The 17592-nt window shown below is 70.3% G+C and carries 19 protein-coding genes; 7 read left to right on the forward strand and 12 right to left on the reverse strand.

Annotated features, from left to right (window positions below):
- Positions 1 to 24: 24 nt before the first annotated feature.
- On the forward strand, positions 25 to 462 hold the full coding sequence (locus ACFWX1_RS15855; protein WP_378387815.1) for a PPOX class F420-dependent oxidoreductase: 438 nt from the start codon (positions 25 to 27) through the stop codon (positions 460 to 462).
- 100 nt (positions 463 to 562) lie between these two features.
- On the opposite strand, the gene ACFWX1_RS15860 is transcribed toward ACFWX1_RS15855, so the two are convergent.
- From ACFWX1_RS15860 to ACFWX1_RS15870, 3 genes are read right to left on the reverse strand one after another with little or no spacing between them, the layout of a single operon-like run.
- Positions 563 to 1708 (reverse strand): cytochrome P450, encoded by a 1146-nt coding sequence (locus ACFWX1_RS15860; RefSeq protein ID WP_378387817.1) that lies wholly within the window; start codon positions 1706 to 1708, stop codon positions 563 to 565.
- A gap of 19 nt (positions 1709 to 1727) precedes the next feature.
- Positions 1728 to 2405, reverse strand: a complete 678-nt coding sequence (locus ACFWX1_RS15865) for a response regulator (protein ID WP_378387819.1) — start codon at positions 2403 to 2405, stop codon at positions 1728 to 1730.
- Positions 2406 to 3599, reverse strand: a complete 1194-nt coding sequence (locus ACFWX1_RS15870) for a sensor histidine kinase (protein ID WP_378387820.1) — start codon at positions 3597 to 3599, stop codon at positions 2406 to 2408.
- Positions 3600 to 3786: 187 nt separating this feature from the next.
- Between ACFWX1_RS15870 and ACFWX1_RS15875 the strand changes: the two genes are divergently transcribed.
- Positions 3787 to 4023, forward strand: coding sequence for a hypothetical protein (locus ACFWX1_RS15875; RefSeq protein ID WP_378387822.1), 237 nt, complete (start codon positions 3787 to 3789; stop codon positions 4021 to 4023).
- A 136-nt stretch (positions 4024 to 4159) separates the two neighbouring features.
- Here ACFWX1_RS15875 and trpA read toward each other — a convergent pair whose 3' ends face one another.
- The 4 genes from trpA to ACFWX1_RS15895 all read right to left on the reverse strand — a co-directional run bounded on the left by trpA (position 4160) and on the right by ACFWX1_RS15895 (position 7266).
- Entirely contained in the window at positions 4160 to 4987 is an 828-nt protein-coding gene (trpA, locus tag ACFWX1_RS15880; protein ID WP_378387823.1) for a tryptophan synthase subunit alpha, read from the reverse strand.
- Positions 4984 to 6222, reverse strand: a complete 1239-nt coding sequence (gene trpB / locus ACFWX1_RS15885; protein WP_378387825.1) for a tryptophan synthase subunit beta — start codon at positions 6220 to 6222, stop codon at positions 4984 to 4986. Before trpB ends, trpA begins: the two co-directional genes overlap by 4 nt.
- A 163-nt stretch (positions 6223 to 6385) precedes the next feature.
- On the reverse strand, positions 6386 to 6550 hold the full coding sequence (gene trpM, locus ACFWX1_RS15890) for a tryptophan biosynthesis modulator TrpM (RefSeq protein WP_378387827.1): 165 nt from the start codon (positions 6548 to 6550) through the stop codon (positions 6386 to 6388).
- 38 nt (positions 6551 to 6588) lie between these two features.
- Complete coding sequence (locus ACFWX1_RS15895; RefSeq protein ID WP_378387829.1) at positions 6589 to 7266, reverse strand: nitroreductase; 678 nt, start codon at positions 7264 to 7266, stop codon at positions 6589 to 6591.
- 92 nt (positions 7267 to 7358) lie between these two features.
- On the opposite strand from ACFWX1_RS15895, the gene ACFWX1_RS15900 reads away from it, so the two are divergent.
- Positions 7359 to 7949: a TetR/AcrR family transcriptional regulator gene (locus ACFWX1_RS15900; protein ID WP_378387830.1), complete on the forward strand. Its 591-nt coding sequence runs from the start codon at positions 7359 to 7361 to the stop codon at positions 7947 to 7949.
- Positions 7950 to 7962: 13 nt separating this feature from the next.
- Here the strand turns inward: ACFWX1_RS15900 and ACFWX1_RS15905 are convergent, their stop codons facing one another.
- The 4 genes from ACFWX1_RS15905 to ACFWX1_RS15920 all read right to left on the reverse strand — a co-directional run bounded on the left by ACFWX1_RS15905 (position 7963) and on the right by ACFWX1_RS15920 (position 11338).
- A complete protein-coding gene (locus ACFWX1_RS15905) occupies positions 7963 to 8274 on the reverse strand; it encodes a DUF6506 family protein (RefSeq protein WP_378387832.1) in 312 nt (103 codons plus the stop codon).
- Between the two features lie 54 nt (positions 8275 to 8328).
- Positions 8329 to 9225, reverse strand: a complete 897-nt coding sequence (locus ACFWX1_RS15910; protein WP_378387834.1) for a LysR substrate-binding domain-containing protein — start codon at positions 9223 to 9225, stop codon at positions 8329 to 8331.
- Positions 9226 to 9234: 9 nt separating this feature from the next.
- Positions 9235 to 9909, reverse strand: coding sequence for a TetR/AcrR family transcriptional regulator (locus ACFWX1_RS15915; protein WP_378387835.1), 675 nt, complete (start codon positions 9907 to 9909; stop codon positions 9235 to 9237).
- A gap of 100 nt (positions 9910 to 10009) precedes the next feature.
- The gene (locus tag ACFWX1_RS15920) at positions 10010 to 11338 is read right to left on the reverse strand and encodes a lipase family protein (RefSeq protein ID WP_378387837.1); all 1329 of its coding nucleotides are present in this window, start codon (positions 11336 to 11338) and stop codon (positions 10010 to 10012) included.
- A 282-nt stretch (positions 11339 to 11620) separates the two neighbouring features.
- Between ACFWX1_RS15920 and ACFWX1_RS15925 the strand changes: the two genes are divergently transcribed.
- Positions 11621 to 14197 carry a PQQ-dependent sugar dehydrogenase gene (locus ACFWX1_RS15925; RefSeq protein WP_378387839.1) on the forward strand — a complete coding sequence of 859 codons (2577 nt, stop codon included), beginning with the start codon at positions 11621 to 11623 and terminating at the stop codon, positions 14195 to 14197.
- A gap of 100 nt (positions 14198 to 14297) precedes the next feature.
- Here ACFWX1_RS15925 and ACFWX1_RS15930 read toward each other — a convergent pair whose 3' ends face one another.
- Positions 14298 to 15284: an LLM class flavin-dependent oxidoreductase gene (locus ACFWX1_RS15930; protein WP_378387841.1), complete on the reverse strand. Its 987-nt coding sequence runs from the start codon at positions 15282 to 15284 to the stop codon at positions 14298 to 14300.
- A gap of 228 nt (positions 15285 to 15512) precedes the next feature.
- Here ACFWX1_RS15930 and ACFWX1_RS15935 point away from each other — a divergent pair, with 228 nt between their 5' ends.
- The 3 genes from ACFWX1_RS15935 (at position 15513) to ACFWX1_RS15945 (ending at position 17486) form a co-directional block, all read left to right on the forward strand.
- Positions 15513 to 15647 carry a hypothetical protein gene (locus ACFWX1_RS15935; protein WP_378387843.1) on the forward strand — a complete coding sequence of 45 codons (135 nt, stop codon included), beginning with the start codon at positions 15513 to 15515 and terminating at the stop codon, positions 15645 to 15647.
- Positions 15648 to 15727: 80 nt separating this feature from the next.
- Entirely contained in the window at positions 15728 to 16975 is a 1248-nt protein-coding gene (locus ACFWX1_RS15940; protein WP_378387845.1) for a hypothetical protein, read from the forward strand.
- 7 nt (positions 16976 to 16982) lie between these two features.
- Positions 16983 to 17486 carry a hypothetical protein gene (locus tag ACFWX1_RS15945; protein WP_378387847.1) on the forward strand — a complete coding sequence of 168 codons (504 nt, stop codon included), beginning with the start codon at positions 16983 to 16985 and terminating at the stop codon, positions 17484 to 17486.
- Positions 17487 to 17592 lie beyond the last annotated feature (106 nt).

The following is a 17592-nucleotide window of genomic DNA, read 5'->3' on the forward strand; positions in this document are numbered from 1 at the left end:
GGGTGACCCTCTAGGGTCGGGGGCATGCACGAGATGACCAGGGACGAGTGGTGGGAGTTCGCGACCGAGGGGACCCGCACGGGCATGCTCGCGGTGGTGCGCGCGAACGGCGCGCCGATCGTGACGCCGGTCTGGTTCCTGCTGGACGAGACCCCGGACGGGGACGAGCTGGTGTTCACCACGGGCACGGACACCTTGAAGGGCAAGGCGATCCGCCGTGACCCGCGCATCTCGCTGTGCGTCGACGACCAGCGGCCGCCCTACTCCTACGTCCAGTTCACCGCCGAAGCGCGGCTGACCCACGACCTGCCCGAGATGCTCGACTGGGCCACCCGGCTCGGCGGCCGCTACATGGGCGAGGACCAGGCCGAGGCGTACGGCAAGCGCAACGCCGTGCCCGAGGAGTCGCTCGTCCGGGCGAAGATCACGAAGGTCATCGCGCGCCGGGGCATCGCCTCCTGACGTCTCGGCCGTAGCGCCGGTCCGTGAAGGCCTCCTTCACAGCGTTGAGCGCTGTGAAGGAGGCCTTCACGGACTTTTGCCGGGCCTGCGGACGGGGGCGTCAGGTTTCCCAGGTCACGGACACGGCGGCGGGTTTGCGGAAGACCAGGCCGCTCGGCGTGGCCGGGGCGGTCAGCCGGAGGCCGGGGAGCCGGTCGAGGACGGTTTCGACGGCGATCCGGGTTTCCAGCCGGGCCAGGTCGACGCCGAGGCAGTAGTGCGGCCCGTGCGCGAAAGCGAGCTGTCTGCGCAGGTCCGGGCGTCGCGGGTCGAAGACGTCGGGGTCCGCGAAGACCGCCGGATCCCGGTTGGCCGCGGTCAGCGACACCGTGACGAGATCGCCCGCGGCGATCGGCGCCCCGGCGAGTTCGACGTCACGCGTGGCGTACCGGTCGACGACCGCCGCCGCCGGTTCCAGCCGCAGTGATTCCTCGACGGCGTCCGGGACCAGGGCCCGGTCCTCGCCGACCGCGGCCAGCCACGCGGGATCGCCCAGCAGATGCGCCAGGACGTTGGCGATCATGCCTTCGGTCGTTTCGATGCCGCCGAACATCAGTACCGCCGCGTTCGCCACCACCTCGGGCAGCGCCAGCGCCGCCGCCGCTTCCGTCAGCAGCGAGGGGTCGCGCGTGGCCACCGAGCCCTCGATGTGCGCGCGCAGTTCGCCGAAGGCTTCCGTACCACCGGAATCCGGCTCCCTGCCCGCCGACAGATCGTCCACAGTGGACACGATGGCGTCGTACCAGGCGAGGATCCGCCCGGCCTCCGCGCCGCGCAGGCCGAGCGCGCCGGCCACCACGGCGACCGCCAGCGGGCCGGCCAGTGCCCGCCGCAGCTCCGCACGGCCCTGGGCCTGGAAGCCGCCGACCAGGCGATCGCATTCCTCGCGGACGAAGTCCCCGAACCGCCGCTCGATCTCCTTCGGCCGGAACTGGCGCGAGAACGGGGCCCGGTGCCGGGTGTGCTCGGCGGCGTCGAGCGACAACATCGACGGGCCGACGACCCGCGCCGTGGAGAACCGGGGATCGTCCACAGTGAACACCGCGGAGTCGCGCATCACGCGCGTCGCCAGATCGTGCCGGGTGACGAGCCAGCCGTTCAGCGCCGGCAGCCACGACACGGGCTCGGCCGCGCGCAGCCGGGCCAGCAGCGGGTGCGGGTCCGCGGTCAGCGCGCCGATCGTCGCCTCGGCCCCCACGGGAAACACCCCGCCGAAGCTACCAGCGTCAGTCGTCGGCGTCGCGGACCAGTAGCGCGATCTGGACGCGGTTTTCCACGGCCAGCTTGGCGAACAGGCCGCTGGTATGGGCCTTCACCGTCGCGACGCTGATGTGGAGCCGCTGGGCGATTTCGGGATTGGACAGGCCGTCGGCGATGGCACGCGCGGTCTGCACCTCGCGTTCGGTGAGGGCGGCCAGTTTCCGGCGCGCCGCGTCGCGGGAGGCCCGGCGCGCGTCGGGCGAACGCGGTCCGGTGGCCGCGGCGATCAGCCGCGCGGTAGCTGCGGGCGAGAGCGCGGGCTCCCCGGCGGCCACGGCCCGGACCGCGGCGAGGATCCCGGGCGGCGGAGTGTCCTTGAGGACGAACCCGAGCGCGCCGGTGCGCAGCGCGCCGAGCACCAGCTCGTCGGAGTCGAACGTGGTCAGCACCAGCACGCGCGGGGCGGGCGGCCGGGCGAGGATCTCCTCGGTCGCGCTCAGCCCGTCGCGGCCGGGCATCCGCACGTCCATCAGGACGACGTCGGGTTCTTCCTTGCCCACCACGGCGATCGCGGCGTCCCCGTCGGCGGCCTCGCCGACGACGGTCAGGTCGGGCTCGCCGTCGATGATGAGCCGCAATGCCATCCGCACCAGCTGATCGTCGTCGACGAGCACGATCCGCACCGGTTCCGGCTCGGTGTCCACTCACGCATTCCCTTCGCCCGCGCGAACCGGCCACGGAAGCCGCGCGCCGAGCACGAAGCCTCCCTCGGCGACCGGATGGTGGTCCAGTGTGCCGCCTGCCAGCGCGACCCGCTCCGCGAGGCCGAGCAGCCCGAACCCGGAGGCGGGCGGCCCGCCGGTGGTCCGCGCGGCCCCGGAATCGCGGACCGTCACCCGCAGCCCGTCACCCGCCGCTCCCTCGACGGTGACCCACACCCGCGCGCCGGGCGCGTGCTTGCCCGCGTTGGTCAGTCCTTCCTGGATGATCCGGTAGGCGGTCCGCGCGACGAGGCCCGGCGGCTTCCCCGGCACGGTCGTCGTGCACGTGACGTCCAGCCCCAGCGCCCGCGCGTCGTCGACGAGCGCCGGGACGCCGTCGAGCGAGGGCTGCGGCGGTTCGGGACCGTCCGGGCTCGCCCGCAGCACCCCGAGGACGTCCCGCAGCTCCTCCAGCGCCTGATGGGATCCGTCGGCGATCCCCCGCGCCAGCACGGCGATCTGCTCGGCGGGCAGGTCGGTGCGATGCCCCAGCACCCCGGCCTGCATGGCGACCAGCGAGACGCGGTGCGCGAGGACGTCGTGCATCTCGCGGGCGATCCGGTGCCGCTCCGCCATCCGGGTCTCCGCCGCCCGCGCGGCCTGCTCGCGCTCCGCGCTTTCCGCCCGTTCCCGCAGCGAGCGCAGTTCCTCCCGCCGCGCCCCGACCGCGGCGCCCACCGCCACCACGATGCCCACGATCAACGGCGGGAAGGCGATCGTGAGCCACAGCGGGTCCGATTCGCCGCGGTGGGGGTAGAGGGTGTAGGTGAGCGGCACGCTCGCCACGCAGGGCACCGCCAGGAGCAGGGCCGCGGCCAGGCGCCGCCGGGCGGCCAGCGAGCCCAGCGCCAGCAGCGCGGAGCCGCTCGCGAGGGTCGAGGCGGTCGAGACGACCACCACCGTCGTGGCGACGGTGAGCGGGAAGCGCCGCCGCCAGAGCAATGCCGCGAGGCACGCCAAGGCCAGCAGCGGGTCACCGACGAGCAGCCAGCCGAGCGGCAGCCCCGTCGTGTCCGGCGGAAGCTCGCTGGCGGCGCGAAGCCAGATCGGCACGCCGATCGCCGCGGCCGCCAGCAACCGCCACGCGTGCTGCCACGGCCCGAGTGGCGGCGCGGCATCTCCCGCCTCTGTGTTCACCGGCCCATCATCGTCGATCCGTCAGGGGCCGCGCACCAGCCCGCGGGAGGGCCCGTGCCCGACCCGGGTCGAGCACCCGTCCTCGCCCGTGGTCGAAGGCTGTTCGCGACGCGCGACCGATGTGAGGAGGCGCCCACCACGGCGAGACTGGTTCCCGTCCCGGTAGGGGACACCGGAACGGAGGACCATGATGCACAAGGGCGGTTACGTCGCACTGCAGATTCTCGGGATGGTGACGACCGTCGTCTTCGCCCAGGCCGCCATCCGCGGCCTGTTCGACCACACCTCGGCCACGCTGTGGGGCGCGCTCGACTGGGTCCCCGGTGGCTGGGGCGGCCGATTGCTTGTGCTCGTGTTCCTCACCGCCGCGGGCGTGGTGCTCGCCGGCTGGGCGCACGATCGTCAGAAGCAGGTACGCCGTTAGAAGGCCTTTCTGGCTGGGGGTGAATCGGGGCCGTGGGTTACGACACGTCGAGGGGGCGTCTCGTACCCACGGTCCCGGTTTCGGTGCGGCAAGCGCGGACCCGCTGGAGAGGTGGTGCCTCCCCGGCGGGTCACGGTCAAGCGAGCCCGCGGACGCCCCTGGCGAGTTCGCCGGTGAGCGCGCGGACAGCCGCGAGTCCCTCGGCCTCGCCTGGCGCGTCGAGCATCGCCTTGACGAGGGCGGAACCGACGATCACGCCGTCCGCGAAGCCCGCGATCCCGGCGGCCTGCCGTCCGTTGGCGACGCCGATGCCGACACAGACCGGGAGCCCGCTGGTGGCCCTGGTGCGCCGGACCAGCTCGCCCGCGGCCTCGCCGGCCGACGCGCGGGCCCCGGTGACGCCCATCAGCGAAGTCGCGTAGACGAAGCCGGAGCCCGCCGCGGTGATCTCCGCGAGCCGCGCGTCCGTACTGCTGGGCGCGACGAGGAAAACTGTGGCCAGGTCGTGCTTTTCGGCCTGTGCCCGCCATTCCGCGGACTCCTGGACCGGCAGATCGGGCAGGATGCAGCCCGCTCCCCCTGCCTCGGCGAGTTCGGTGGCGAACCGCTCGACGCCGTAGCGGTCGACGGGGTTCCAGTACGTCATCACCAGCACCGGTTTGCCGGTCGCGGCGTGCGCCTCGCGGACCGTGCGCAGCACGTCGGCGATCTTGACGCCGCCCCGCAGCGCGATGTCGTCGGCGGTCTGGATGACCGGCCCGTCGAGCACCGGGTCACTGTGCGGCAGCCCGACTTCGACGACGTCGGCACCGGATTCGAGCATCGCCTTGACCGCCTCGGTGCCACCGCCGACGGTCGGGAATCCCGCCGGGAAATAGGTGATGAGGGCCGCGCGCCCCTCGGCCTTCGCCGCGGCGAGCGTGTCGCCGAGCAGTTTTCGCTTACCACCGGCGAAATTCTTCACTTCGCTTCCTCCCCTGCCTGCGACAGCCCGAAATAGCGGGCGGCCGTGTCCATGTCCTTGTCACCGCGCCCGGAAAGGTTGACGACGATCAGCCCGTCCTCGCCCAGTTCCTCGCCGACTTCGAGTGCCCCGGCCAGCGCGTGCGCGCTTTCGATCGCCGGGATGATGCCTTCGGTCCGCGAAAGCAACCGGAACGCCCGCATCGCGGCGTCGTCGGTGATCGGGAGGTATTCGCCACGGCCGAGGTCGTGCAGGTACGCGTGTTCGGGCCCGACGCCGGGATAGTCCAGACCGGCCGAAATCGAGCAGGCCTCGGTGATCTGGCCCTCTTCGTCCTGCAGGACATAGGAGCGTGAGCCGTGCAGAATGCCGGGTTCGCCCGCGGACAGGGTGGCCGCGTGCTCGCCGGTCTCGATGCCGTGCCCGGCGGCCTCGCAGCCGACGAGCCGGACGTCGTCGGCCAGCAAAGGATGGAAGAACCCGATCGCGTTCGAGCCGCCGCCGACGCACGCGATGGCCGCGTCGGGCAGCCGCCCCGTCCGTTCGAGAATCTGACGGCGGGTTTCGACTCCGATGACGCGCTGGAAGTCGCGGATCATGGCCGGGAACGGATGTGGTCCCGCGACCGTGCCGAAGATGTAGTGCGTGGTTTCGGTGTTGGCGACCCAGTCGCGGAACGTCTCGTTGATGGCGTCCTTGAGTGTGCGCGAGCCGGTGCGGACCGGGACGACCTCGGCGCCGAGCATCGTCATCCTCGCTACGTTGAGCGCCTGCCGCCGGATGTCGATCTCTCCCATGTAGACAGTGCATTCGAGACCGAAGAGCGCGCAGGCGGTGGCGGTCGCCACGCCGTGCGAGCCGGCGCCGGTCTCCGCGATGACCCGTGACTTGCCCATTCGCCGGGTGAGCAGCGCCTGGCCGAGCACGTTGGTGATCTTGTGCGAGCCGGTGTGGTTGAGGTCCTCGCGTTTCAGGAAAATCCGGCCCCCGCCCGCGTGTTCCGCGAAGCGCGGCACCTCGGTGAGCGCGCTGGGGCGCCCGGCGTAGTGCGCGAGCAGCTGCTCGAACTCCGCGACGAACGCGGGGTCGGCCTTGGCCTTTTCGTACTCGACGGCGACCTCGTCCACGACGGCGGTCAAGGCCTCCGGGACGAACTTTCCGCCGAACGCGCCGAAATATCCCTCGGCGCCGGGAACCTCACCCTCCGGGGCGGGAAAGAAGAATTCGCTGGGCATTTTCGGACATGCTCCTCTGCCCGGGGCGCCCGCCCCGGGTTTCGCTGGTGGTCATGGGCATGCGTGTCCGCGCGGCGAGGTGACCGGGTTTTCCGGGCGCCCGCGGAGAACGCACGGACAAGCCCGGAAAACCGGTTTCCGGAAAAGGACGGGAGAAACTTCCTCAGTCACCCGGCACGGCGCGCGGCGAGCGGAGCCATCGCATCCCGTTGACCTGACCGGGTTCGGAGCCGATCGCGTATCGCACCCGGCGGCCGAGCACTCGCCGCGCGGGCGCCCGGCAGCCGCGAGGGCGGCAGCCGCGGCCGAGACGCAGAGCGAGAGGCATGCACGAAGCCTAGCCCACGCCCCGCCGTCCCGTCATGGCTATTCGTGGAACCGCGTGGTCTCCTCGAGTTCCGCGCGGGTGAGCTTCAGCTGGTTCACCGGAGCGGACTCGACCGCGTAGCCGAACGAAACGCCGAAAAGCACCTTGCCGTCCCGGATTCCCAGCGATTCACGGATCGTGTCGCCATAGAAACCCAGCAAGCCCTGGGGACAGCTGGCGACGCCGTAGGCCGTCATCGCCAGGAGCAGTGTCTGGCCGTACATGCCGATGTCCGCGGTCATCCGGGCGTCCGCATTGGACGGTGCGAGCACCAGCGCGACATGGGGAGCGCCGTAGAACCGCAGGCTTTCCGCGTCGTAGGCCTCGCGGGCTTCCCTGTCGTCACGGCCGATACCGAGCGCGCCGTACATCGCTTCGCCGAAACCCTTGCGCCGCAGCTGATGCACGTCGCTGTACAGCGCGTCCTGGTAGGGAAAATCCACCGAGAGACGTTGGTGCTTGTGCGCCGCCAGCAGTGCGTCGCTCAGCCGGTCGCGCGCGGCCCCGCTGACCACCTCGGCCCGCCACGGCTGCGTGTTGGAGTTCGACGGAGCCGCGCCCGCTAGGGAGAAGATCGCCCGCACCGTCTCGTCCGGGACGGGATCCGGCCGGAAGGACCGGACCGCCCGCCTGCCGCGGATCAGCTTCTCGGCGTACTCGGGCAGATAGGCCGTCATCGAGACACTCCTCACTAGGTAAACGGTTGCGTTTACCTAAGACGGTAGCAGACGTCCGGCGCCTTAAGTACACGGTCCTGTACAGTTAAGGGATGAGCGAGCGGGACACGATCCGGCGCCGCCGGGGCCGGGGCGGGCGCGAGCGCATCCTCGCCGCGGCCACCGCGCTCTTCGAGACCCACGGGATCAACCCGACGGGCATGGAACAGGTCGCGGCCGCCGCCCCGGTGTCCAAGCGCACCCTGTACACGCACTTCCCCACGAAGGACGACCTGGTGGTCGGCTACCTGGAGCACCTCGGCGAATCCGGGCGCACGCTGGAAAGCGTGCTCGACCGCGAGGATCTCCCGCCCCGGCAACGGATTCTCGCGCTGTTCACCGTGCCCGAGACCGATGGCCCGATCCGGGGCTGCCCCTTCATCGACGCGGCGGCCGAGTTCCCCGACCCGCACAGCCCCGTCCACGCCTACTCGTCCGAGCAGAAGCGCCGTCTGGCCGATCGCCTGACCGAACTGGTGAGCGCGCTCGGCGTCGCCGAACCCCGGCCCCTTGGCGAACAGCTCGCGGTCCTCGTGGACGGCGCCGCCAGCCGCGCCATGGTCCTCGACGACGCGGGCTGCGGTCACCACGCGAGGGCAGCGGCGGAAGCCCTGCTCGACGCCGCCCTGTCAGCGCGGGCCTGACCGGCTCTCGTTGCTACGCGTCCGGCGGGGCGAACAGGGCGTGCAGTCCGGGGACGGACTCGGTGCCGTACGTCACCGCGCCCACCGGAACCCGGTGGCCGACCGCGCCGAGCACCCGAGCGGTCCACTGTGGACCGAAGCCGCCGCACAGCTCGATCAGCTGCGCGCCGTCGTCGGCCAGGCGCCGGGCGACGTCGGCGACCTGGTCCGGCTCCGCCATGCCGACCAGCACGGTGCGACAGCTTCCCGTGTCCACAATGGACGTGTCACGCGCCGGGTCGGCGCCGTCGGCGAGGTAGACGAATCCCCAGCAGGTCAACGACATCCCGTACTCCTGAAGGTCGAAGGGCTCGAACGACCCTCAGCAAAGCCGGACAGTTCACCGCTGTCCACGAGGCGGCGCCTCATCCGTGTAAGCCCGCGCCTCATCGGCCAGCTCAGCGGCCAGCCCGGCGAACGCGGACCCGTGCTGTGGGTTCCGCCACACCAGGGCGTGCCGGACCCGGGGCGCGCCGGGCAGTTGCCGCCAGACCAGCTCGCCGTCCCCCGCCGCCCATCGCGGGCGCAGCGCCACCATGGCCTCCCCGCTCCCGAGTTCCGCCGTGAACAGCGCCCGTCTCGGTGCCCCTGCCCGGATCCGGGGTCGCCACCCCGCGTCGGCACACGCGGCGAGCACGTGGTCGTGATACCCGGGAGCCAGCTCGCGATCGAACCACAGCAGTTCCTGGCCGTCGAGATCCGGCCAGTCCACATTGGCCTTCCCCGCCAGCGGATGCCCGGCCGCCACCAGGATTCCCAGCGGGACGTCGCTGATCACCGCCGAGGCCAGCCCGGTCGTGTCCGCAGGGAGCACCACCAGCCCGGCGTCGAGACCACCGGCACGCAATCGCTCCAGTTGCCGCGCCACCGGGAGATCCCGCAGGTCCACAGTGCACTCTCGCCGCGCGCCCAGCCTGCCGAGCGCGGACACCGCCGGCGGCGGAGCACCGGGCGTCACCCCGATCCGGAGCACCGGCGCGTCCGGCTCGCGAGCGGCTCGCAGCGCCTCCTCGGCGGCCTCCAGGACGACGTAAGCCTTGGGCAGCAGGGCACGTCCCGCCGCGGTCGGGGTCATCCCCGCCGGGGTCCGGGTGAACAACGGGGTGCCGGCCAGTTTTTCCAGCGCGATGATCTGCTGGCTGAGCGACGTCGCGCGGATACCCAGCCGCTCCGCCGCCCTGGTCAGGTGTTCCTCCTCGGCGACCGCGCAGAAGTACCGCAGCTGACGCAGTTCCACCCGGTGAGCCTAACCGCCGGAGCGAGGCGCGTGGACGTACCGGTGCCCGAACAGGCCGAGCTGCCAGGTGTAGCGGACGGCTTCGCGGGTTTGCGCGTAAGCGTCCTCGGTGCGGTGCCAGATCGCCTGGGCGATCAGTTCGATCGTGGCGGCGACGACGGTGCGCGCGGTGAACGGCGGCGGCACCGGCAGCGCGGGATCGGTCCTGCGCAGCCAGCCGACCGTCCGGTCGAACACGGCTTCGCCGGCGCGCAGGGTGAGTTCGCGTGCCCGGAGCCCGGCGTCGCCGAGTGCGTAGATCTCGAGCAGGACGGCGCGGACGGCCGTGGGATGCCGGCGCACGTAGTCGACGAGGAAGTCGCCGCACGCGGTGAGCGCCTTGAGCGGCGTCAGCGCCCCGGCGGCCACCGCGACGACTTCGTCGAGGAATTCCGTGGTGAACGAGTGGTACGCGACGAGGAAGGCGTCTTGCTTGTCGGCGAACTGTTCGTAGAACGAGGTGCGTGACACGCCCGCGGCCGCGGTGATGTGGCCGATCGTGGTGTTCGGGTACCCGCGCTCGCCGACGTTGTCCAGTACGGCGTCGATCAGCCGGGCGCGCTGGGTGCCCGCCACCTCGTCGCGGCTCAGGTTGTGCGGGCCCTTCGGCAAGGTGCGACGGGCGAGACGGTCTTGAGCGGTCACGTCCGAACGGTACCCGCCCCGTGGTCCGGGCAATCGTGCTCGCACCGGTACCCGGCCGGGATTTCCCGGCCGGGCACCGATCAGCGGAACGTCGTCCCGGTCAGGAAACCGGTTTCTCCGGGGCCAGCGAGTTGCCCGCCGGAATCCGCCCGCAGTCCGACGGCGCCGCCTTGCCCGCGAACCGGTCGACGAGCCAGCCGATCGCCGAGGGCGCCCACGCCGCGGCCGCGCCGACGTGGCTCAGCGCGTCGTACTGTTCGTACTTGATCGACTTGTTGCCGGTGGCGCAGTACTGGTTCGCCAGCGCCCGGACGTCGCCCGCGACCATCACGCCGTCCCCGGTGCCGATGCCGGGCGGGTTGCCGAAGGTGCCCTCGAAGACACCGCCGTTGCCCTGCGCGATAAAACCGGGAGCGGCCGGGGTGGGCGCCTGCCCGATGTTGATCTTGTTCACCGCTTCGACGAACGGCGGGATCGAGTTCGGGTTGGCGTACTCCGGCTTGACGAGCTTGGTCCAGGTCAGCCCGGGATAGTGCCCGACAGCGTCGATGATCGACGCGTGTTCGAGATCCTTGAGCACCTGCAGGCCGTAGCTGCTCGCGTAGGGCTTGAGGTCGATACCGAAGGCACGGGACGCCCCGATGAGCGCCATCGGCATGACCCCGGTCCACGCGATGCTGCCGTCGACGTACTTGAGGTTGTGCGCGGGGGCGACGAGCACGCCGCCCTCGGTGAAGCCGACCAGGTTCTTGTCGACGTCCGGCGCGTAGCGCGGGGCGAGCGCGGCCGCCCAGCCGGTCGCGATGGCGCCGCCCGAGTAGCCGATGAGCCCGAACTTGGTGTTCTCGTTCATCCCCGTCTTGGGGGACTTCGTCGCGGCGCGGATCGAGTCCAGGGTGTTGGTGCCGTATTCCGGCCCCGCCGCGAAGTTCGCGGTCTGTCCCTCGGTGTCGGGGATGACCACGTTGTAGCCGAGTAACAGAGCGGGCGCGATGAAGAGGGCTTCCGCGTTCGGGATGAGCCCGCCCAGCGAGACATCCCCGGCGATCGCCCTGGACGGGCCGTGTTCCGGGTTGAGCGAGTCGTAGAACGACTGGTACGAAACCGCTTTACCGGTGTCACCGGTGAGACTGCGGACCACCGAGGTGACATTGGCGGACGCGCGGCCCTGGGCGTCGGTCGACCGGTAGAGCAGCTGGACGGCCTGCACCGGCGTGGGAATGCCGATGACGTGGTAGTTCAGCGTCCGGGTCTTGAGCACGGTCCCGGGGGCGAAGGACGACAGCGGCTCACTACCGCTGTAGCTGTAGAACGGATCGGTCGCGGTGGTCGCCGTTCCTGCCGCGGTGGCCGTGGCGGCCGGTGCGGCGACGAAGGTCAGCGTGAGGGCGACCGCGGCGGCCAGCAGGCGAACAGGGTTTTTGCCCATGACTCCCCTTTGAATCATGAAGTGGATCACAGTGCGACGCGGTCAACCTACCAGCCAGTAACTATCATGTACAGCGCCGTACATGATTTTTACGCACCGGTCACCGGCACTACCGGGCCGCACGCAGCGTCACTATCCGGTGCCGGTATTGACACCGGGACGCCGAGGGTGTGTGATTTCCGCTATAGATAGGAAACTTTCCTAACTATGACGTTCCCGGTGGGCCCCCGCCCATTCCGCCGCGTTGCCCCTCCCTGTCCCCGACCCAGCAGGAGGCCTCCAGTGGCACCCCGCCCACCGTGGCGCGCGGCTTTGACATGCCTGGCCGCCGCGGCGCTCGGCAGTACCGTGCTGCCCGCGCTCACCGCGTCCGCGGCGTCGACCGACTACGAGTCGGAAAGCGCTTTCATCTCCCAGGGCAAGGTCGAGTCCAACCACGCCGGCTACTCCGGCAAGGGATTCGTCAACTTCGACAACGTCGTCGGCAGCTATGTCGAGTACTCCGTCGACGCGGCACAGGCCGGCACGCACACGCTGACCTTCCGCTACGCCAACGGAACCGCGGCCGACAGACCGCTCTCGCTCAGCGTGGGCGGCGGCCCGGCCACCACCCTGTCGTTCCCCGGCACCGGTTCGTGGACGACGTGGAAGACCGTGACCGCGACGGTGAAACTGACCGCGGGCACCAACAAGATCCGCACCACCTCCACCACCGCGGACGGCGGCCCGAACGCCGACAAGCTCACCGACACCTTCACCGGCTCCGACGACGGCGAACCGCCGACGCCGCCCAAGAACCTCAAGGCGAGCGACGTCAAGCCGACCTCGGCGACGTTCACCTGGGAGGCCTCGACCGACAACGTCGGCGTGGTGCGCTACGAGATCAACCGCGGCGGCAACGTCCTCAAGAGTGTCGACGGGAACACGCTTTCCGCGACCGTGGACACCTTGACCCCGAACACCGCCTACGACATCTCGGTCGGCGCGTTCGACGCGGCGGGCAACCCCTCGCAGCAGAGCAACGTCGTCACGTTCACCACTCCCCCGAGCGACGACACCACCCCGCCGACCGCGCCGTCGGCGCTCAAGGTGACCGGGACAACGGCTAACAGCGTGTCCTTGGCGTGGAACGCCTCCACCGACAACAGCGGCAAGATCGCCGGTTACGACGTCTACCAGGGCGCCACCAAGGTCGCGACCACGACGTCGCTGGAGGCCACGGTCACCGACCTGACCCCGGCCACGTCCTACACGTTCACGGTGAAATCCCGTGACCCCAACGGGAACACCTCGGCCGCGAGCAACGCCATCACCGCGAAGACCACCGGCGGTAACACGGGCGGGGGCGGGATCCCGGAGTACGACAGGGACATCGCGAAGGTCGACCTGGCCTGGTCGGTGGACTTCCTGCCCGACGGTTCGGCGCTGGCCACCGAACGCGACCGGTTCGAGGTCGTCCGGGTGACACCGGACGGGCAGAAGACCGTGGCGGGCAAGGTCCCCGGCACCGTCACGACGAACGGCGAGGGTGGTCTGCTCGGGCTGGCGCTCTCCCCGGCGTTCGCCACCGACCACTCGGTGTATCTCTTCCAGACCACCGCGAACGACAACCGGATCGTGCGGATGAAGTACGAGAACGGCAAACTGTCGGCGACGTCGGAGCCGGTCCTCACCGGGATCGCCAAGAACCGCTACCACAACGGCGGCCGGATCCGGTTCGGCCCGGACGGCAAGCTCTACGCCACCGCGGGCGACGCGAAGAACGGCGGCAACGCGCAGAACAAGAATTCGCTCAACGGCAAGATCCTGCGGCTCAACGCGGACGGCTCGGCACCTTCGGACAACCCGTTCTACGCCAGCGGCGGAAACGCGCGGTACGTCTGGAGCTACGGCCACCGCAACCCGCAGGGCCTGGCGTGGGATTCGCGCGGCCAGCTGTGGGCGGCGGAGTTCGGCGACAACACGATGGACGAGCTCAACCTGATCCAGAAGGGCGGCAACTACGGCTGGGACAAGTGCGAAGGTACCCGGGGCGACTGCGCGGGCTTTATCGCCCCGAAGAAGACCTGGCCGACTTCCCAGGCGGGGCCGAGCGGGATCGAGATCGTCGGCGACTGGATCTACGTCGCCGGGGTCACCGGCGAACAGCTGTGGGTCATGCAGATCAACTCGGCTGGTACCGGCGTCGGCCCGGCACAGGCGGTGTTCTCCGGCCGCTGGGGCAGGCTGCGGTCGGTGACGAAGTCGCCGGACGGCGGCCTCTGGCTCACCTCCACCAACAACGACAAGAACGGCGGCACGCCGTCGGTGCTCGACAACGTCATCGTGCGGCTGAAGTTCGCCGGGGGCAATACTCCCGGCACCGACTTCAAGCTGAGCAGCACCGCCTTCGCCGACAATGCCAAGATCCCGGACAAGTACACCTGCGCCGGTGATCACTCCGCCGGACAGGACACTTCGCCACCGCTGGCTTGGGGTGCGGGAAAGACCGGCGCGAAGGGCTACGCGATCGTCTTCGCCGACGTCGCGAACAACGGCAACAAACTGCACTGGGCGATCTGGGACATCCCGGCCGCGACCACGTCACTGCCGGAAGGCCTCGACGCCGGATTCAGCGTGCCGGGCCAGGGCGGCGCCAAGCAGAAGGCCATGGGCAGCGGGGCGAACACGCAGAAGTTCTTCGGCCCGTGCCCCGGCGGCTCCAGCCATCCGTACACGTTCACGCTCTACGCGCTGAACACCGCGACCGTCCCCGGCCTGAGCTCGTCCTCGACGATGGCCCAGATCGAGACGGCGATCAAGAACGCTTCCACGGCGAGCGTGAAGCTGCGCGGGACCTCCAGCGCGGCAGCCGGCTGAGCCGCGGCCGGGGGTGACCGGAGCGGCGCCGGTCACCCCCAGCCGCACCCATCGTGACATCTTCCCCGGCGCCTCCGCCGTTACGCGAGTCCATCTCGGGTCACGAACCCCGGAGTGCCTTGACGGTCAGTTCGTAGGACCTCGCGCGGGCCGCCGGGTCGTACACCGGGGTCTCCAGCATCAGCTCGTCCGCGCCGGTCCGCTCCGCGATGCCGACGAGACGCCGAGCCACCGTCTCCGGCGAACCTTCCGCCTGCTGCGCGTGGTAGGCCGCGAGCCCTTCTTCCAGTTCAGGCGCGAACACGTGCTCCGCCGCTTGGGCGACGGTGGGGAACGGAGCGGCGTCGTCCTGCTTCGCGATGTTCTCGGTCAGTACCCGCGCGGGCAGTCCCAGTGCCGCGGCCTCGGCGTCGGAGTCCGCGCAGATCGTCCGGACCGCGACGATCACGTACGGCTCCGCGCCCCAGCGCGACGGCCGGAAGCCCGCCCGGTACCGCTCCACCACCTCGACCGTGCTCTGCGGCCGGATGTGATGGGCGACCGCGATCGGCAGCCCCAGTTCGGCGGCCAGGCCCGCGCCCGCCGGGCTGGACACCAGCAGCCACGGCCGGGGCCGCTCGACGCCGGGCAGCAGGGACGTCTCGTCGGCGAGGAAACCCAGCAGCGCGGTCACTCCCTCGCGGTATTCCTCGTCGGTCGCGATCCCGGCTCCCCGGCGCAGCGCCCGGACCACCGGCTCGCGGAACGTTCCCGGCCCGCGCCCCATGCCGAGGTCGATCCGCCCGGGGTGCAGCGCCGACAGGCTCAGGAACTGCTCGGCGAGCGCCAGTGGCGCGTGGTTGGGCACCAGCACCCCGCCCGAGCCGACCCGGATCGTGCCGGTCGCCGCCGCGTACGAGGCCGCGAGCACCGGGGGCGACACGCTGGCGATGATCGGGGTGCCGTGGTGCTCGGTCAGCCACAGGCGCCGGAAACCGAGCTCCTCGGCGCGGCGCGCGGTGGTGACCGTCGCGGCCAGTGTGTCGCCCGCCGTCCTGCCCGCTTCCACGAGCGTGAGTTCCAGCACGGACAGAGGAAGATCGTTCATGACGGCCACGGTAGCCGAACGCCCGCCGCCGCACGGATCTTCACCGAATTCGCGTAACGAAATCGGGAACTCGCCGGAAAACCACGACACCGCGTGACACCTCACCCGGCTTTGACATCTCCACCTTTCCTCAAGTCTCCTTGACACATCCTTTGCAATCCCTTTACCTTGGCGGGGCGATGATCGTTTCGGTCACCGCGGTCGGTGTATCCCCTTCGGAGGTAGCGCATGGACAAGCTGGTCAAGCTGATCGCGCAGGACAAGGTGTGGGACAAGTGGGTCGCCGCGAATTCGGCGCCGAGCGCGAACAAGGAGGGCTGCATTTCGCGGGCCAAGCAAGGCTGCATTTCCCGCAAGGCCTGACGGCTTTCCCCGCACCGGTGGCCGTCGGCGGGTTCCACCGCCGGCGGTCACCGGTGTCCGGCATCGGATGATGGGTGAACATGACGAGCCAGCCCCCGGCCGAGATGGTCGACGCCGTCCGTGACATTCCCCTGTACCGGGATTCCGTCGAGCGCGGCGAGTTCCCGATTCTCGAAAAGGACCGCATCGCGCACCAATTCCCGGACAACTGGATGACCCCGGAGCTGAAAGCGGCGCTGGAGTCCGGCGCCGCGGAGTTCGTGCTGTCCACCGGCACGAACCACGCGCGCATGCAGCTGATCCGGCCGCCGTATTTCCTGCTGAAGTCCTATTACCGGCTGTGGAGCGAACATCCCGACATCGCGCACACCTGGGAAAAGGGCTGCCCGCGGGTGTCGCTCACGACCGTGCTGGCCACCCAGCACGTCGCGCGGGTCAACGCCAAGGCACGCGGCGAGCAGCCCGCCGAACGCCCGAGCCTGGCGGACCGGCGTCTCGACGAGCGCACTGTCTACGTCAACCAGCAGCTCGACCCCGCGTTGTGGACCCGTGAGGACGTCGCCGTCATGCTCGGCGAAATCGAGCAAACGCGGTCGGGACATCCGAGCGGGAGTTACCATCTCGACTGTTCCAGCTATCACCTCGCCCACTTGGTGCTCAAGGCGCGGCAGTGGGGCCTGGCGCAGGCACTGCCCCGGCCGGACAGCATCGTCCACGCCTACGAATACACCCCGGACAATGTTTCCCGGTTTCTCCGCGAGCATTTCGACTGCCCGATCATCGACCTGTTCGGCAGCACCGAACTCGGCTATCTCTATTACAGCGACCGCCAGGGCCGCTATCACCCCCATCTGGACGAAATGCGGGTCGAACTGGTCCCGGTCGAAGAAGGCAGCACGTTGTTCAGCCTGATCGTCTCCAGTATCCGCAATCCCTACATGCCGCTGATCCGGTACCGTTCCGGCGATTGCGCGCGGACGGTGGACGGGAGCCCCGACCCGACGCGCATAGCGCGCTTCTGCGGCCGGGAGAAGGAACTGATCCGCGTCGGATCCACTCTGCTCTGTCACGGCGACCTCGACCGGTGGATCGGCGAATGCGCTGCGCCGGTGTTCCTGTACCGGCTTCGAGTCGGCGAAGGCAACGCCGCGGAGCTGGAATACACCACGTTCGACGGCGATCCGCTCGACGCCACGACCGCCGCGTCGCTGGTCGCGGCTCTGTCGGAGAACCTGGAACTGGCCGTCGAACCGGTACACCGGCAGCACATCCCGATCGGCAAGTCCGGCAAGTACGCCTGGCTGCACCCGGAATCCCGCACCCACTAGGAGTATCGTGCCCGCTGTTTCCGCCGCCGACCTGCGTTCCCTGCTGGGCGAGCCGCTGTACGCCGAAGTCGTCGACTACTTCGTCGCGAAAACCGGTGCACCCGCCGAATATGTCGAGCGGCAGACGCTGGAATGCCTGCGCTACCTCTATCTGGTCTCCGCGCACGAGGACGAGCTCGCCGGGCTGTTCCTCCCCGTCGAACAGGAGATCGACGAGATCTGGCACTACCTGATCCTGCAGACCCGGGAGTACCGCGAGTTCTGCGCCGAGCGGCTGCCGGGCGGCTTCTTCGTCGAGCACCGCAGCATCAGCTACTCCGAATACCAGGACGAGCCGCCCCGGGAGCAGGCCGCGGCCGAGGCTCTGCGCTGGATTCCCTTGTACGTCAAGGAGTTCGGTCCTTTCGACGAGGGCGCTCTGCCGCACTGGACGATCGTCCGGTTCCTGCACGAGGAGCTCGACATGTCGCTGGACCAGATCGCCGAGCTCGACACGGCCGCCGTCAGCTGACCGTGACCACGGCCCTGGGGGGGGGGGGCCCGGGGGCGGACCGGTCGCCCCGCCCCCCCGCGCCCCGGGAGGCCCCCCCCCCGCCCCCACGACCCCCCCGCACACT

Source organism: Amycolatopsis sp. NPDC059021, assembly GCF_042739895.1.
Taxonomy (GTDB): domain Bacteria; phylum Actinomycetota; class Actinomycetes; order Mycobacteriales; family Pseudonocardiaceae; genus Amycolatopsis.

Bases quoted from the DNA above. Each gene is read 5' to 3' on its own strand.
- ACFWX1_RS15855 (WP_378387815.1), top strand. From the start codon at position 25: ATGCACGAGATGACCAGGGACGAGTGGTGGGAGTTCGCGACCGAGGGG.
- ACFWX1_RS15875 (WP_378387822.1), top strand. From the start codon at position 3,787: ATGATGCACAAGGGCGGTTACGTCGCACTGCAGATTCTCGGGATGGTG.
- trpB (WP_378387825.1), bottom strand. From the start codon at position 6,222: ATGCCCAGCGAATTCTTCTTTCCCGCCCCGGAGGGTGAGGTTCCCGGC.
- trpM (WP_378387827.1), bottom strand. From the start codon at position 6,550: ATGCCTCTCGCTCTGCGTCTCGGCCGCGGCTGCCGCCCTCGCGGCTGC.
- ACFWX1_RS15895 (WP_378387829.1), bottom strand. From the start codon at position 7,266: ATGACGGCCTATCTGCCCGAGTACGCCGAGAAGCTGATCCGCGGCAGG.
- ACFWX1_RS15900 (WP_378387830.1), top strand. From the start codon at position 7,359: ATGAGCGAGCGGGACACGATCCGGCGCCGCCGGGGCCGGGGCGGGCGC.
- ACFWX1_RS15905 (WP_378387832.1), bottom strand. From the start codon at position 8,274: ATGTCGTTGACCTGCTGGGGATTCGTCTACCTCGCCGACGGCGCCGAC.
- ACFWX1_RS15920 (WP_378387837.1), bottom strand. From the start codon at position 11,338: ATGGGCAAAAACCCTGTTCGCCTGCTGGCCGCCGCGGTCGCCCTCACG.
- ACFWX1_RS15930 (WP_378387841.1), bottom strand. From the start codon at position 15,284: ATGAACGATCTTCCTCTGTCCGTGCTGGAACTCACGCTCGTGGAAGCG.
- ACFWX1_RS15935 (WP_378387843.1), top strand. From the start codon at position 15,513: ATGGACAAGCTGGTCAAGCTGATCGCGCAGGACAAGGTGTGGGACAAG.
- ACFWX1_RS15940 (WP_378387845.1), top strand. From the start codon at position 15,728: ATGACGAGCCAGCCCCCGGCCGAGATGGTCGACGCCGTCCGTGACATT.